Source organism: Banduia mediterranea (assembly GCF_031846245.1).
Lineage (GTDB): Bacteria > Pseudomonadota > Gammaproteobacteria > Nevskiales > Nevskiaceae > Banduia > Banduia mediterranea.
The window spans coordinates 176,687-193,209 of record NZ_JAVRIC010000003.1; the positions used below are offsets into that span (position 1 = coordinate 176,687).

Below are 16,523 nucleotides of genomic sequence, written 5' to 3' on the forward strand. Positions count from 1 at the left end.
TTCCTAGCGGTAACGCCCGACGATGGAGATGCCGACCACATTCTGGTGCGGAAATCCGCCGAGATTGTGGGTCAGACCATAACGCGGATCCTTGAGCTGGCGCTCACCGGCACGGCCCTGCAGTTGCAGATACATCTCATAGACCATGCGAATGCCGGACGCGCCAATCGGGTGGCCGAAACATTTCAGGCCACCGTCGATCTGGCAGGGGATCTTGCCGTCGGCGTTGTAGAAGCCGTCCATCACGTCCTTGATCGCGCCACCGTCCGCGGACAGCCCAAGATCCTCCATGGTCACCAACTCGGTGATCGAGAAGCAGTCGTGCACCTCGAACATCGACAGCTCCTCGCGTGGCTTGCCGATCCCGGCCTCGGCGTAGGATCGCTGCGCAGCCTTGCGCGTGGTCAGAATGTAGGAACCATCCCAGTCGTTGTAGCCGCCTTCGGACCCGTTGGACAGCGCGAGCTGCAGCGCCTTGACCGTGACCATGTTGTCCGGATGCTTGCCCAGCGACTTCGCGATTTCCGGCGTGGTGACGATGGCTGCGGCCGAACCGTCGGAGACGCCGCAGCAGTCGAACAGGCCGAGCGGCTCGGCGATCATCGGCGAGGCCATGATGGTGTCGCAACTGACTGGCTTGCGCAGGTGCGCCTTGGGATTCTTCGCGCCGTTGGCGTGGCTCTTGGCGGAGATTTCTGCCAGCGCGCGCTTGAGCACGTCGCGCGGAACCTTGTAGCGGCTCATGTAGGCGCTGGCCACCTGCGCGAACACGCCGGGCGCCGAGAGGTTGGGCCACCACAGCGGCGGCAAGGTGCCGATCTCCAGGCCCGGCAGCCCGCCGTAGCCGGTGTCCTTGAGCTTTTCCACGCCGATTGCCAGCGCGATGTCGCAGGCACCGGCGGCGACCGCATAGACCGCACCGCGGAAGGCTTCGGTGCCGGTCGCGCAATAGTTCTCGACGCGCGTCACCGGAATGTTGTCGAGGCGCAGCGTCAGCGAAGCAGGTGTTGCCGACTTGCCGATGTTGACCTCGTCCATGCAGGAGCCAAGCCAGGCCGCGCCAATCTCGCGGGTTTCGATGCCGGCGTCTGCCAGCGCCTCGGAGAATGCCTCCTCCATCAACTCCTCGGCGCCCATGTCCCAGCGCTCGCCGAACTGCGAGCACCCCATGCCCAGAATGGCCACCTTGTCTCGGATACCGTCGGCCATCTCAGGCCTCCTTCGCGGCAAGCGGCGCCGCTTTCCAGAAGTAACGAATCATTCCGCGTTGCGGATCGCGACCGCGCACACGGAACACCATGCGGACCGGCTCGCCAACGGCCACCGTACCGACATCCCAGTCGGTGATGTCGGCCATGAACCGGCCCCCACAATCGAACTCGATCATGCCGTAGTGCGCCGGCGGCTCGGGTGTGTAAGTCAGCCAGTCCGAGGCCCAGGTCTTAATGCGCGCGGGCTCGTCGGCAAATCGGTGCGGGTCCATCTCGCCTGCGTGGTGGCAGCCTGGATTGACACAGCGCAGCGCGGGGGGGAATTGCGCTGTGCCGCATTTGCGGCAGCGACCACCAACCAGCCCCGTCAGCATGCGCCGATTGCGATACATCGTCGACAGCGCAGTCTGCGGGTTGGCTTCGGCGCGCAGCCCTTTCTCCAGCGTCACGACCTCGTTGAAAGCCTGGAACTTGGCATAGTCGGTGATCTCCTTGCGTCGAGCCAGGCAGGCCTTGACAGCAACGCGGGGCGCGAGCTGCGCAATCGCTGATGTCGTCCGGAACACAAGCACATCGCAGCCCTGTCCGAAGCTGACCAGGATCAGGGTTTGCCCCGGCGCAGCGGCTTCAAGGGCGTTCGCCAGCAGCAGCGGTGCGTGCGCGGCCCCCGCGTGTCCGACCGAGCCAAGCAGCCCGTCCGTCACCGCAGCATCGGCGATGCCGACACGTTTGGCGACGGCCGCTGCGAGTTTCGGGGCCGGTTCGGCGAGCAGGAACTGATCCACGGCGCCGGCCTCGATGTCCAGTTTTTTCAGGGCGGCCGCAACCGCTGCTGGCACCCACTTCTGGAACGCCTCGTCGCGCAGCCAGCGCTCCTCCCAGTGATAGTCGAAGGGCTGGCCGGCGGCACGATAGTGATCCACGAAATCCGTCGAAACGCTGTGACCGCCCAGATACTCGGCGATCACGCCGCTGCTGCCGAGCGTGAACGCTGCGGCCGCGTCGCCATACATCAGTTCCTGCGCGCTGGCCGAACGTGCACGGCGGTGCTCGCCAGCGACGACCAGCGCCTCGTCGTCCGCTTGCACGGCAACGTGGTTCAGTGCGGCGAGCAGCGCTGCGGTCCCTGCCTTCAGCGACCCGCCGAGGTCGGTGGTGAAGACGGTTTCCGGCAGGTCCAGCGCCCCGGCGACGACTCCGGCGTTCTGCCGGTCCGCGAACGGATGTGTGGTCGAGCCGAAATAGACAGCACCCGGAGTGGTCTGCCGGTCCGCGAGCGCATGGCGTGCGGCCTCCACCGCCATGGTCAGGCTGTCTTCATCCCAACCCGCCATCGCACGCTCCCCGCGTGCCTGCGCCATCAGTCCGGGACTGCTCCAGGCATTGGCCTTCGCCGCTGTCGCGCGGTTCAGGCGCCCACGCGGCACGTAGGCACCGAAAGATGTGATCCCGATCATGGAGTCTCCGACAAAAGGCTCTCGGGGAGAGCCGACATTTTGATGCCCGGCAACGGCATTCTCTAACTAACAGTTGTTAGTGTGGCAGTTGTTGTCGCTGGCGCGCAAGTCCGAGTCCGGGATCAACCTGGCAGGTCGGCGAAAGCCAGCATCACATGTACCTGTATCTCTCCCACCAGGAAACCGAGCGCGGCGCCAACGGCAATGAGGATCCACTCGTCCTGCTGGAACGCCGGGCGCAGCAGGGCCTCGAACTCGTCGGCGGAGAGACCGCGCATCTTCTCCGTGAGCAATTTCTCCAGGTCCAGCGCTTCTGCAACATAGGGCTCTGCATGGCTCATGGCCTCGGGCAGCAGCCTCAGGACCTGGTCGGTGACGGCCCGTTTGATGTCGAGAAAGCGCTGCGTGCCGATGGCCGAAACCACGAAGGGCTGCGCCAGGCCGGCTTCGCGGTCGGTGGCGTCGCTGATTTCGCGCTGGATCATCGCATACAGGCGGTCCGACAGGGGGCCGCTGAGCACGGCGTCGAGGATGGCGGCGGGTGTCAGCACGCGCTGCGCGATCATACGCGCGTAACTGGCGGCCACCTCATGGCGGTGCTGGAGGAACAGGCCCTGCCAGGTGAACAGCCCGAGATAGCGCGTCGGCTGTTTGGGCCGGAACACCAACTTGAGCGCCAGCCAGTCGCTGAACCATCCGGTGAGCCCGCCGAAGACCGGCATGATCCACACCGAATGGGTCAAGGCCCAGGCCAGCGCCTGCACCAGGCCGATTAGCAGCCCGAAGTAGATTCCGGATCTGCGGATGAACCGAAATTCGGCGTGACCTACCTCCCGGAACATCTGATTGAGGAGTCGTTTGTCGCGGCTGAGCAGGCTCACCACCATGTGCCTGAGATCGAAGACGGAGGACAGGTTTTCGCGAATCTGCGTCATCATCTCCTCGACCAGTGCAGGTGTCTGCTGCTCGATCCGCTGGAGCAGCGTCCTGCGCAGGACATCCGGAATGCGTGACCACAGGTCCGGGGCCTGCTGCGCGCAGACTTCGCGAACGATCGTTTCGACCGAGGCGCTCAGGGGCCTCTGAACTTCGAGGGCGACGCGCCACGGTTCCAGCCTCGCGAATAGCTCCTCTGGCTTGAGCAGCCGTGCGGTCAGCGTGTCGCAGGCAATGGCGGCCATGCGCTCGGCGTTGCGCGGAACCACCCCCTGCCACCCCAGAAACGGCGGGCGGATGCCAACAAAGCGGATCGGCTCGAACATCATGTAGATGGCGGCCAGCTTCGTGCCGTAGCCGATCAGGGCCGCGACCAGCGGCATGGAGGCATACAGAAGCCAGTTGGCCCCGATGTCAGCGAGGATGTCAGTCACGTCCGGGTCATCACGAAAGATGGGCAGGCACGCGTGAGCCTTACCCGGACCTGCAGGAGCCTATCCGAACACATGGAGCGATGCCGGGCTAACCCTGCGAGCCGGCAATTTTTGCGTATTTTCACTGATACCTTCGCTTCCGGGCGTTCTCGACATAGGTTTGGACCTGAGCATCAAGACGACGTTCGTGCAGGATGGAAAAAATGGCGTTGATCGAGGGGATGATGACCTCCACGAGCTTGCGAATCTCGGCCGGCGCCATGTAGTCGATGCGGCGCAGGAAAAACTCCAGCTCGCAGTTCACCGCGGAATCGACTAGGTTGACGAGATAGCCCAGATCCGCGGGACTGAACCCGCGCTTCTCCGATAGGCCTGCTTCCTTCATCCGCAGCCACAGCCGGGCCACTTCCAGGTCAGAGATCGTGGCGGCGCCCGAGCCGGCAAAGCCCAGTGAGCGCAGCTCCTCCAGCTCTGCGGTCGTGAGCCCGATTTTCGGCGCAAGCTCGCCGGGATCTTCGGTCACGACAACGTCCTGATGCTCGGCGGCGAGCGCCCGCCGCAGCTCCCCGAGTGACGCCATCTGCTGCTCGGAAAACTCGAACTCTCCTGAGGAACCCTGCACCAGGCTCTTTATGGCCTTGAGCGGCAGGAAGCGCTCGTTCTGCAGTTTGCGGATCAGGGCCAGCAGCTTGACGTGCCGGTCGGTATACCAGCCCATGTTCGGCGAGGTCTTGACTGGCGGCGGCAGCAGCCCTTGCAGGACGTAGAAGCGGATGGTTTCCCGCCTGAACCCGGAGATCTCTGACAAGCCCTTGATTTTGTACGGTGCATCTTCCGGGGGTGCAGTCCTTCTTCGGGCCATGTTTCGCGTCTGTCGTGGAGTGGAATGAAGCCTGGCCGATCCGAGTCGTTCATCTGGCCACAGGTATGACGCCGGTTACCGCTCCCACCTGAACGACGGCGTTGCCACGGCGAGTATAAGCGCTGTCGTGCGGATCTTTTCGCGGGAAGAAGCCGGAATCAGGCGGCCCCGGGGCGAAAACCTGCAAGCAAGCGCACTGCGCGAGGCCGCGACCCGCCGGCTTGAGCCGGCCAGCCCCTTGCGGACCGGTTATGCCCGCACCACGCCCGGCCGCCCGTCCTGCACGTCGAATCGCGCGGCTAGCACCTGCTCGTCGGTGGGTTCGCGGACCTGCGGCACGTGCCAGAACTCGGCGCTCAGGCGGTCCGCAGCCACCCGTGCGTAGACGTAGCCGTTGTGGCGGTTGTCGAAGAACCTGAGGTGCGGATTGGTCACACGCAGCAGCCGCTCGGCACCATCGGCAACAGCGTCGAGTACGCCACTGAGGCTGTTGAGCGGCTCCGCGTCGCCGCGCGAGGTGATCGAGGGCGCGACGAACTCGGCCGCCGCCGCGCCGTCGCCACCGAGCCGCGCGTAGGCGGCGGGGTTGTTCGGATCGTCGGTGACGTCGAAGGCGTAGGACTCGTGCGCGTCGCCGGTGAAGATCACGACGTTGCGCGTGGCGCGGATCGGCTCGTCCGCGGACGGCGAGCGGATCGGCAGCCATTCGTGCGCGACCTGCGCGGCCGTCGCGCGCCGCAGCAGGTGGTCGCCTTCGGTCTGCGCATCGTGGTTGTCGGCCCCGTCCTTCCAGGCGTCGTTGATGATTTCGTGGTCGTCCCAGATCCAGATCATCGGATGCGCCGCGTGCAGGGCCTGGAGGTCCGCGTCGCTGCGGTATTGCGCATAGCGCCGGCGGTAGTCGTCCAGGCTCAGCAGCTCGCGCGGCGGATCGTGCGCGCGCACGTCATCGCCAGTAGTGACGGTCCGGTAGCAGGCCGCTGAGGTCCGGCTTCACGCACGAGTCGCGTGCCGCCAGTGCGGGCATCGCGCCTTCGGCCACCAGTTCGCGCAGGCCGGCGTCCGCGTACAGGCTCCAGTGGCAGTCGGCACTGGCGGCCGCCGCATCGTCCGGCGTGACCCGGGTCCACAGGATGACCGCGTCGGGCAGCGGATCGCCGCTGGCCACGCCGTGCAGGAAGCGGCCGGTGGTCGACGGTTCGGGCGCGGCGCCGGACGGGCCCCGCCGGGATGGTCATCATCGTCGCAGCCCGGCAGCAGCGCGCCGGCCTGCGTGGCGGCGCCACAGGGCCAGAAGCAGCGCCAGCGGCAGCGCCGCCGAGGGCATCGCGCCGCCGCCGGAGCCGGAGTGGCCGGGAGTGTCGCCGCCGGCTGCGGCGGTCTGGTGCGTCCAGAAGGGGTAGTCGCCGGAGACCATGCTCTGGCCGTCCGCTTCGGCGCGGAGACGGAAAGCGTAGGGCGTGTATGGCTGAAGATCGGCGATACGCAGCGTGACCGGGCCGTCGGCGGCGATGGCCGGCCCCGCGTAGGCCTGCGGATACGCGGGCAGCGTCTGCGTCAGCTCGACCTGGTAGCGCACGCCGGCGACGGCGTCCCAGCCCACGGTCACGCTGTCCGCCGTGGCCTCCACGAGGCGGATGCCGTCGATCGCCAGCCACTGCGGCGCGCTGCCGGTGCCCATGTAGAGCAGCGGGTCGCGGGTGTTATCGATCAGCTCGCGGATGTCGCCGGGTGGGAACGGGTAGGGATCGCTGATCTGCGGATAGTCCCCGTTCTCCAGTGCGGCGGCCAGGCGTTCCAGCTCGCCCAGGTGCCAGGGCAGCCAGGGCCGCGCGGCCGATTCGAGATGGCTGCTGTTGTGGCGCTGCCCGAAGATCGCGCCGCTCATGTGCAGCCAGATTTCGGTGGCCAGCCGCTGCTTGAGCAGCAGGGTTTCGAGCTGCGCGTAGGCTGCTGCATCGAGGTTCTCGCGCAGGCCCGCAAGCGCCTGCAGGTTGCGGTCCGCCAGCGCCACCGCCTCGCTTTTCTCCTGCAGCAGTTCGAGCAGGGTCTGGCGGTTCGGGGCCAGCAGCTGTTGCGTGACCGGCTGGTAGTCGGCATTCCACTGCGCGATGTTCTTGTCGAGCAGCAGGGTCAGGGCGTCCAGGCCGCTCTCGGGCAGCGTGCTGCCTTTCTTGTAGGCCCAGTCGCCCTTGGCGTAGTACATCTTGCGCCCGATCCAGTAGCTGCGCTGGAGGATCCCGACCAGTTCGGCCGCTGCCGCGCTGCCCTGGGCCAGGCCGAAGCGGGTGCTGACGAAGCCGGCGAGGATCTCGCGCCAGTCGGTGTCCGGGTCCTGCACCAGCAGGGCCTGCGCGTCGATGTTGGCTTCGTTGAGCGTGCCGAAGGCCGGGTGTTCGTAGCGGTCCACGCGACAGGCGCTGCCGATGAAGCGGCCCTCGGCGCCGGCGGCGAATTTCTCACGGGTCTCGCGGTAGCGCTGCGCGAAATACTCCGCGGCCACGAAGGGGATGGTGCTGCGGCCCCAGTATTCGCCGGCGCAGTCCAGCTCCAGGAACTGCGGATGCGCGCCGACATCGGCGATCAGCGGATCCAGCGGGTAGTAAGGCTCGAAGTCGTTGGGCTCGGACTTGGTCATCACCGTGATCGGCCGCTGCGTCTGGGCCAGCGCCGCGCGCAGGAAGGGAATCTCCAGGCCCTTGTGGTAGAAGCTGCGCACGAACACCTGCTTGCCGAACTCGTCCATCACCACGCGCGACACCGCCTCGATCATCGCCTTGTAGCGCTCGGCGATGCGGGCGTACTGCGCCGCCTGGCAGCTGGGCAGGACGGTACTCAGTTCCGAAGGCGCGCTGCCGAAGCTGATCACCACGCCGTCGATCTCCGGGATGCGGGTCAGCAGGTCGCGGTAGCGCTGCATGCGCGCCTGCATGTCGGCGCCCTCGGGGTCGAAGCAGAAGCTCAGGCGCTCTTCGCCCAACTCCTGGGCCCAGACCAGCACCTGGGTGCCCTCGGCATGGATCGCGCTGGCAAGCAGGCGCACGCGTTCGACGACTTCCGGATCCTCGAACTGGTCGACGCGGGTGACGATGCGGTGCGAAAGCTGGGCATGCGTCACCCCGTATTCGCGCATCCGCGCGATCACCGTGAGGTTGTAGGCGGTGTCGTCCTGGGTGAGGATCCAGCCGTGATGCGGCAGGCGCTCGGCGGCCCATGCCGGCGCCGCGAAGCCGCACAGCAGGGTGACCAGGACCGGGACCAGGGCCGCCGCGTACCGCGGCAGTGCAGGGCGCAACATCCGGGGCTTCGGGAGTGGCGGCGGCAGTGGGGCAGTGCTCATGGCAGGATCGCCGGTGGCGCAACGGGAATTGGGATGTGCAGGCAGTCCTCGTCCTGCTCCACGGGTGCCGCCAGCCGCAATGTCTTGGGGAGCGCCGCCGCCGCGACGGTTGCGGCACGCGTCGCCGGCTGTGCGGAGTCGACGACGAAGATCTGCTGGCTGCGGTCGCGCTGCAGCCGGCGCGCGTTGCGGGTGCTGGCGAGCACGGTGTAGGGACCGGCCGGCACCGGCCAGGTGTTGATGCCGCGGCTGTCGAGCAGGCTTGCGGCACCCCATTGCGCGCCGTCGTAGGCCGCGTGCATCACGCGCCAGCGCCAGTCCGCGCTGCGGCTGTCGAACCAGCTCAGGCGCGGCACTCCGGCCGCATCCAGCCCCAGACGTGGGCGATGGGCCGAGGCCGCAGCTTCCTCGGCCACAGACTGCGGCTCGATGAAGTCGTGCGTCGCCGGCTGGCGTGCCGTTGCCAGAAGGCGCAGGTTCGCGCCGGAAGACCGCAGGGGTTTGCTGTCCCAGACGACATGCGTGCGGCCGGCGGCATCGACGATCAGGTCGGGATGGCGGTCGGCGGTGTCGGCGGCGCCAAGAAACACCGGCGTTTCATCGCGGCCCAGCCGCATCACGGCGATCTGCCAGTCGTCGGGGCTGGTGCCCTCGCCGTAGCCGACGCCACCGGTCCACAAGGGATCGAGGTCGCTGCGGTTATCCTGCCAGGCGACGACCGGCGTGGCGCCGTCGAGCGCGATGGCCGGCCACACCGAGGCCGGGTAACGCGCGCTGCGGGCATCGAGCGGCGAGCCGGCGTCGATGTCCTTGTCCGCGCGGCTCAGGTTCACCGCTTCGGCGACGACCCCGTCGGCACCCACGGTGGTGTACCAGACGTCGAAGGGTGCGCCGCTCGTGATCTCCTGCCAGACCAGATGCGCCGCGCCGTCGGCGGCGAGCGCGAGGTCCGGGTGCATCGCACGGCCGTCGCTACCCCGCACGGGGATTTCGGGGCCAAAGCTGAGGCCGCCGTCCTCACTCACGCGCAGCCAGATCGCCGGTCGCCGCGGGATCTGTCCGGCGCGCTCGTCCTGCCAGGCGACGACGATGCGCCCATCGTGCGCGGCGACCTTGGGAAAGCGCGCGCTGGTCGAATCGGACAGCGTCTGCGGCGCCGACCAGCGGCCGTCGGCGCTGCGCGCGAGATACTGCACGCGCGTGGCCAATGGGTCGTGCACCTCGGCGACCAGGTGCAGCCTGCCGGCGGCCGCGTCGAAGGCTGCATCGGGGAAGCCGGCGAACTCGCCGGGCGCGCCCAGCGCGTACTCGGCGCCGTCGTCCCGGCCCGCGTCCGGCGGCGGCACGAATTCGCCGACCGGCTCCACCGATGCCGCCGAGACGAAGATCGGCGAAGTCGCCGCGCGCAGTTGCGACAGTAGTTCCTGGAACAGGTTCTCGATTTCGTAAGGTCCGAGCAACAGGCCCGTCAGCAGGCTGGCAGGTTCGGCGAGTCCGATGCTGCGCAGTTCGGCGCGATACCAGGTCGGTTCTTGCGGCGTGACGACGTCGATCAGATGCGTATCGCCGCCGGGCGCACCGGCCAGCGCGATGTTGGCGATCGGCCCGGCGCTGCGCCCGGGCGCCGCATAGATCAGCAGCCGGCTGCCGAGCCCGGCTTCGACCCGGGCGCGCAGGCGGCCCCGGATCCCGGCTGGCACCAGCACCTCCTGCCCGGCGAGTGCCTCGAACGTGCCGTCACCGTCGAAGTCCGCGTCCAGGGTCACGCGGGGCGTTGTGGGCCCGTTCGAGTACACGATGGTGCTGCCGCCGCGCAGGCTGTCGAGTACCGCGCGTTCGTTCAGCATTGGCGTCAGCGTCGCCGTGGCCGGCCGCAGCGGCGTTCCGCCGAGTGCCCAGAGTTCCTTGAAATGGTTGTCGCTGGCCCCGGCGATGCCGAAGCGCCAGCCGGCGTTCCAGCGGTTTTCGGCGTAGTCGATCTCGGCTTCCGGGTTCTCGGCGCGGTTCCAGACTTCGACCAGATCCACGCCGACGGCATCGGCGTGCGGCCTGGGACTGCCGTCGTCGTTCGCGGAGTCCCGATCCGGGTGCGCAGTGACCCAGGCCGCGCCCTGGCTGTGCGCGAGCCAGATCGATTCCTGGACCACGCGGCTCTCGGGCGCGCCTTCGAGGGCCGCGTTCTGGTCGATCATGTCGACCGCGCCGTGCACGGTGGCGTGCGGGCGGCCATTGGCCTCCTCGCCCGGAATCAGCAGCACGCGGTCCGAGGTCCATTGCGGATCGTAGTGCTGGTCATAGGTCCGGTGGTCGGTGATCGGCAGGAAATCCGCGCCCAGATTGCCGGCCAGGCGCAGGATGTCGCTGATCGGCATGTTGCCCGGCGCGCGGTCGTCGAGGGTCTGGCGCGGCAGGCTGCCGTCCGAGCTGTGGTCGGAGTGGGTGTGCAGGTCGCCCTCGTACCAGTCCGCGGCTTGCGCGGGGACCGGCTCGAAGCGCGCCGTCGCCTGCAGGCTGCCGGAGGTGCTCAGGGTGCAGACGGTCGTGGTGCTGTCGGCGCAGGCGCCGTCCCAGCCGGCGAAGCGCCCGCCGCGCGCGGGCACGGCCAGCAGCGTGGGCAGCGTGCCGGCGGCGAAGTCCAGCGTGCAGCTGGCGAAACAGTCGCGAGTGCGCGGCGAGCTCGAGACCTGCCCCTCGCCCTCGACCGTGAGCTGCAGGCTCAGCGGGTCGGCGGGCGTGGGGCCAGACCCGCGCGAATCGTCACTGGAGCCGTCGCAGCCGGCCAGCAGCGCGACGCACAGGAGCACGCTCGTCGCGGCAGCGCGTGCCTTCCCGGCCCAATCAGGAGTCGGAGACATGAGGACAGGGCCTTTCAAAGGGGTTCGCTGCGGTGGTGCAGGGCGTTGCGCAGGCGCGTGTGCGCGAGCACTTTTCCGGTTTCCTCCGCGCCGAGGTCGGGCTGCGGCTCGAGCGCGAACAGGCGCCGCGCCGTGGAATCGCGTGCCTGGATTTCGAAGCGGTCGATCTCGGTCAGCTCGCCGCCGGCGAGGCTATTGTCCTCGCGGTCGACCGCCCAGGTGACGGCGGTCAGCCGCGGGCCGTCGACGAGGTACTCGGTGAAGCAGTAACGGATGGCCTCGGTCGCCGACCACTCGCTGATCGAGCCGAAGCCGCGCAGGCTGGAGCCGCCGGCGCCGCCCGCCACCTGGATGTAGCCGTCCTCGCGTGGGCGGTTGCGCCCCATCGGGACCGAGCGCTGGTAGATGTGGTCGTGTCCGACGAGGGCGAGGTCCACCCCGTAGCGCAGCAGCTTGCCCTCTTCGAGCAGCACCAGCGAGGCATTGGCGGGTTCGCGACCTTCCTGGTCGGTCCAGATCGTGTAGTGCTGGACCAGCACGATGAAATCGATCTCGCCGCTGGCGCGCCGCTGGGAGGCCTGCGCCAGTGTGCGCTCCATCCAGGCGAGTTCCGCGATCAGGTCCGCATCCTGAGCGATGTTGCGGCCGACCAGGCTGCCGCCGGTACTGAACACGAAGTGGACGTTGCCGTAGTCGAAGCTGTAGCGATAGCCGAGCCCGGGCTGGCTGACGCGGTTCTTGTAGGCTGCACCGCCATTGTCTTCCTCTTCGTGGTTGCCGGGCGCGCTCAGCATCGGAATGCGCGAGGCACAGGGATCGAGGCGGTTGAACCAGTCGTCCCAGGCCGGATGGTCGCCGTTGGCGTAGGACAGGTCGCCCGCGATGATGAAGAAGTCCGGCTGCACGGCCTGCACGCCATCGAGCACCGCCAGGCTGGCTTCGTTGCGGCCATGATCGCCGAAGTGACAGAAGCGGAAGGCGCCCTGCGGCGCTGCCGGCAGTACGCGCACGTCGGACCAGGCGCCGGGGGCCCCGACCCGGTAGCGCACCGGCAGCCCCGGTTGCAGGCCGACCATCGTCGCCGCGTGGGTCAGGGCGTCGACGCCGTGCGTCTGCTGCGCCTGGCCGCCTGCTCGCGCCGGGAAGGGCTCGCAGGCAATCTGCTGACCGCTCATGTCCGGCGGCACCGGCCCGTACTCGACGAACGTGCCAGGATCGTCGAGGCCGTCGGTGAACCAGCTCAGCGTGCGGGTGCTGACCGGATCGCCGGTAAAGCTGGCGTGCAGGCCGCGCGGTGCTGCCGCCGCGGTCGGCACGGCGCAGCCCTGCGGCTCGCCGGCCCCGCCCGAGCTTGCGTCCGAGCCGCTGCCGCAACCCGGCAGCCAGGGCAGGCCGGCCAGGCCGACGCCCGCGCGCAGCAGGAATCGGCGCCGCAGGTCCACCGGTGGGCGGGCGATCAGGGGGAGCGGTTTTCTGTTCGTGGGCATGGTCATGTTCCGAAGTGGGATGGGGCGGTCGCCGCGGGCGGCAGACGATCGGCTGGTGATCGAAGGCGACGATGTCGGTGACCTCTGCGGCTGCGCAGTCACCGTCGAACACGTCGCTGGCCAGGTGATCGATGTTGAACAGGCTGGCGTAAGTCGGCTCGGCGTCGGGGCCGGCGGCCGTGAGCAGGTGGAAGCGCAGGCCCTCGCCGACGTAGCGGTTCCAGGTCGCCGCGCTGGCGTCCCAGAACATGCGCGCCGGATCGACGTTGAGGTCGCCGAGCACGAGGGTGCGGGCGCTGTTGGCCGCCGGCGCGCCGCTACCGCCGCCGATGTCCGCGAACACCTGATCGAACTGGCGCGCACGGCAATCCTGGTCGGCGCGGGTGATGCCGGACTTGCCGTGCACGTTGACGACGGTGAACTCCTTGCCGTTGGCCAGGTCCAGCACGCCGCGGCCGATGCGCGAACCGCCGCCGCAGCCTTCGACGCGCGCGCCGGCGAGATGATCGAGGCACAGATCGGCTTCGCAGCCGCGCCAGCCGCGCGCGAACAGTCGGGGATGCCGGTGTTGAAGGTCATCGCGACGAAATCGGTCAGCGGCGCGCCGGCGGGCGGCGCGCCATCGCCGCCGCAGCCGGCCGTGGCCAGCGCCAGCGCGGCGCACATTGCCTGCGCAGCGCCTTGCGTGTGCGCATCCTCAAGCCCCCCGATGCGCGGTGGCCGGCGCCGGCGCGCGTCGGCTGCCCTGCGTCGGCTGCGGGCTGGCCACTGTTTCCAGATGCGGCGCTCCGACCTGGGAGACGAACTGCCGCAGCAGCGTCTGCTCCGGCGACGTCTGCGGGCCCGGAACCTCCCACAGCTCGCAGACCAGCGCCTCCGCGGTCAGGTGCGCGAGCGCGTAGCCGTAGGTGCGCCAGTTGAAGTAGCGCAGCTGCGGATTGACCAGGCGCGCGGCGTCCTCGACCAGCACCATGATCGGCGTCGCCAGTGGCAGGTACACGCGGGCGTAGGTCTCGTAGTCCGCGTACGGCGGCTGCCCGCCGTGGGCCGCCGCGTGGAGCGCGCCAGCCACGACCTCGACGCCGCTGGCGCGGCCGATCGCCGAGGGCACGATCTCGACGCCGACCACGCCCAGCGTGCCGCCGCCGTTGACCGGGTTGTACGCCGGCAGGCCGGCGGTCTCGACCAGGTCGTCGGCGAACCAGCCGTGGCTGTCGCCGGACATGACCAGATTGTCGATGATGCCGTTGTCGCGCAGGAAGCCGTAGAGCTCGTCGCGTGCCGCCGGATATTCGCCCCAGCCGCTGCTGTACAGCTCGGGGCCGTTGGGGTTCAGGCCCAGCGTCTCGAACAGGCCCGGCAGCGGCGCGGTGAACAGCAGCAGCTGCGCCATGTTGATCTGGTTGACGATCACGCGCTGCACCGCGCCGCGCTGTTCCTTGGACTCCAGCAGCACGCGCTGCAGCCAGGCGGCCTGCGACTCGCCGAGCAGCTTGCCCATTTCGCTGGGCGCTGCGGGATCGCCGTGGCGGCGCAGGTCGATCAGGATCACGTCGGCGAGGTCGCCGTAGGGCAGATAGCGGTGGAACAGCTCTGCGGCTTCGCGCGCCACGTGGGCGATATTGGTGTCGGGCGACGGTGGCGGGCCGAATTCACCCGAGCCGTCGGGCAGCGGCGGCCGCGACGGCGTCCACAGCCAGAACACCCGAGCCGCCTCGGCACGGGTGAATTCGATGCCGGTGTCGGGATCGGTGGCCTCGTCGACATCGTGCTGGTCCGGCATGACGGCGAAGGCGACCGACTGGTGCGCCTCGAGCAGGTCCGGGTCGGCGTAGTACAGCGCGTAGCGGCGGCCGCACTCGTCAGCGTTGCGCCAGTCGCGGAAGTCGACGTATTCCGGGTCGAAGACATCCTTGCGCGCGCGGTACCACTGCTTGTCGTCGGGGTAGTCGTAGACGTGGTCGCCGGCGTGGCAGAACAGGTCGAGGTCGTCGCGCTCGGCGATGCGCGCGTAGGCATGGAAGTCCATCGACCAGTACGAGGAGCAGGCGGCGTGCGCGATGCGCAGCTCGGCCACCGCGTCGCCCGGCGCCGGCGCGGTACGCGTGCGGCCGGTGATCGAGCGGTGGCCGAGCGCTGCGAAGGCGTAGTAGTAGGTCGTCGCCGAGCGCAGCCCGGCGACATCGACCTTCACGGTCCAGTCGAGGCCGCGGTCGGTTTTGACCGTGCCGCGGCTGACGATGTCGTTGAGCGCGGGATCGGTGGCGACGAGCCAGTCGACCGCAATCTCGGTCAGCCCCTGCGGATCGGCAACGGCCCAGCCGCGCGCGTCCGGCACGGTGACGCGCGTCCACAGGATCACGCGGTCGGCCAGCGGATCGCCGGAAGCGACACCGTGGCCGAAGGGCAGCAGCTCGACCGCGGCCGGATAATCCCAGTCCGGCGGCGGCACGAAGTCGACTACGGGCGCGGCGTCGGCCGGCGCGTCCGCGCTGTCGCCGCAGGCGCTCAGGCCGCCGAGCGCGGCGTAGGCGCCGAGTGCGGTACTGGCGCGGATGAACCCGCGGCGATCGATCGGCGGACTCATTTCGCTTTCTCCGTCTGCGCTGCGGTCACGCTGCCGTGAACGGTCCGCTGACTTCGTAGGTGATGCCGCCGGAAAGGTGCCCACCACGCTGGGAGCTGAAGTACAGGCGCGTGCCGTCCGGCGAGAACGCCGGGCCGGTGATTTCCGAGCTGTCCTGGCCGGTGACCTGCAGGATCGGCACGACCGTGCCGTCCGGCGCGATCGCCGAGATGCGCATGTCGCCGCCGTCCTCGGCGACCACCAGATCGCGTGTCGGGCCATAGACCACGCAGTTGTCGACGCCACGCAGCGGCGCTTCGTCCCCGCCGTACAACTCGGCCGCGTAGATCAGCTCGATGGTCTGTGCCGCCGCGTCATAGGCCCAGACGCGGTTGCCGGACTTGCAGGTGAAGTAGACCAGGTCGTCGACGTACCAGATGCCTTCGGAGCCGGCGAACACGGTTGCCTCGGCGATGCGGTTGTTGTTCTGGGGGCGGTCGGGATTGCGCGCGTCGATCCACTGCACGGCCAGCGGCGGGGAATCGAGCGGGATGTCGCGCGAATCCGCGATGCCGGGCACGACCATGACCTGTAGCACGCCGTCCTGCAGCGCGGGGCGCGCGGCGTCCGCCGGCCAGTCGGCGGCGCTCGGCACGAAGCGGTAGAACGTCGCGTCGCCGGAGTCCTCGGTCAGGAACAGCTGGCGGCGCACCGGATCGACCGCGACCGCTTCGTGATCGAAGGTGCCCAGCGCCGGCAGCGCGCGTGCATCCCGGATGCTGCCGAACGGATCGCATTCGTGCACGCGCCCGGTCGCGATCTCCTCGCAGGACAGCCAGCTGCCCCAGGGCGTCGGGCCGCCGGCGCAGTTGAGGATCGTGCCGGCGAGGATGCGGTAGGCATCGACACGGTTGCCCTGGGCATCGAAGCGGATCGCGCCGACGCCGCCGGGCACGGACTCGCTGTTCGACACGTAGACCCAGCCGCCGTCGTCGGCCGGAAAGGTCGCGCCGCCATCGGGAAAGGTGTGCCAGTTGTAGCCGAGCAGCGGGGCGAGCAGGTTGCCGAGCAGATCGGACACCACCGGCAGCCCCGACTCGGCGATGACCCGCGAGGTGAAGCCCTCCGGCAGCCGGATGCCGTTCGCATCGGGCTCGCGCAGCGCACCGAGCTTCGTCAGCGACGGCGCCAGTACAGTGCCTCCCGGACCGGAGCCAGAGTCACTGCAACTCCACAGCAGCGGCCCGGTGGCGACGATGCCGGACGTGGCGAGGCTGCGGCACAGGAAGTCGCGGCGGCTGAGGCCGTGCGGGCTGGGACGCGAAAAGCGGTGCGGCAGGGGGCGAAACATTGTGCAACTCCGGCGGTGGGTATG

General features: G+C 68.9%; 10 protein-coding genes and 1 pseudogene. All 11 read right to left on the reverse strand.

Annotated elements, in window-relative coordinates; translation table 11 throughout:
• Positions 1-3: 3 nt before the first annotated feature.
• Positions 4-1,209: an acetyl-CoA acetyltransferase gene (locus tag RM530_RS03440; RefSeq protein ID WP_311363809.1), complete on the reverse strand. Its 1,206-nt coding sequence runs from the start codon at positions 1,207-1,209 to the stop codon at positions 4-6.
• A gap of 1 nt (position 1,210) precedes the next feature.
• Entirely contained in the window at positions 1,211-2,572 is a 1,362-nt protein-coding gene (locus tag RM530_RS03445; protein ID WP_311363810.1) for an OB-fold domain-containing protein, read from the reverse strand.
• A gap of 218 nt (positions 2,573-2,790) precedes the next feature.
• Complete coding sequence (locus tag RM530_RS03450) at positions 2,791-3,987, reverse strand: DUF445 domain-containing protein (protein ID WP_349256167.1); 1,197 nt, start codon at positions 3,985-3,987, stop codon at positions 2,791-2,793.
• 172 nt (positions 3,988-4,159) lie between these two features.
• On the reverse strand, positions 4,160-4,900 hold the full coding sequence (locus tag RM530_RS03455; protein ID WP_311363812.1) for a MerR family transcriptional regulator: 741 nt from the start codon (positions 4,898-4,900) through the stop codon (positions 4,160-4,162).
• A gap of 249 nt (positions 4,901-5,149) precedes the next feature.
• A complete protein-coding gene (locus RM530_RS03460; RefSeq protein ID WP_311363813.1) occupies positions 5,150-5,845 on the reverse strand; it encodes an alkaline phosphatase D family protein in 696 nt (231 codons plus the stop codon).
• 1 nt (position 5,846) lies between these two features.
• Positions 5,847-6,089 (reverse strand): annotated as a pseudogene (locus RM530_RS03465) (PhoD-like phosphatase N-terminal domain-containing protein); the annotation flags it as partial.
• 48 nt (positions 6,090-6,137) lie between these two features.
• Entirely contained in the window at positions 6,138-8,240 is a 2,103-nt protein-coding gene (locus RM530_RS03470) for a fibronectin type III domain-containing protein (protein WP_311363815.1), read from the reverse strand.
• On the reverse strand, positions 8,237-11,044 hold the full coding sequence (locus RM530_RS03475; RefSeq protein WP_311363816.1) for a CehA/McbA family metallohydrolase: 2,808 nt from the start codon (positions 11,042-11,044) through the stop codon (positions 8,237-8,239). Before RM530_RS03475 ends, RM530_RS03470 begins: the two co-directional genes overlap by 4 nt.
• 65 nt (positions 11,045-11,109) lie before the next feature.
• A complete protein-coding gene (locus RM530_RS03480; RefSeq protein ID WP_311363817.1) occupies positions 11,110-12,582 on the reverse strand; it encodes a metallophosphoesterase family protein in 1,473 nt (490 codons plus the stop codon).
• A 697-nt stretch (positions 12,583-13,279) separates the two neighbouring features.
• Positions 13,280-15,169 carry an alkaline phosphatase D family protein gene (locus tag RM530_RS03485; RefSeq protein WP_311363818.1) on the reverse strand — a complete coding sequence of 630 codons (1,890 nt, stop codon included), beginning with the start codon at positions 15,167-15,169 and terminating at the stop codon, positions 13,280-13,282.
• A gap of 25 nt (positions 15,170-15,194) precedes the next feature.
• On the reverse strand, positions 15,195-16,499 hold the full coding sequence (locus tag RM530_RS03490) for an alkaline phosphatase PhoX (RefSeq protein WP_311363819.1): 1,305 nt from the start codon (positions 16,497-16,499) through the stop codon (positions 15,195-15,197).
• Positions 16,500-16,523 lie beyond the last annotated feature (24 nt).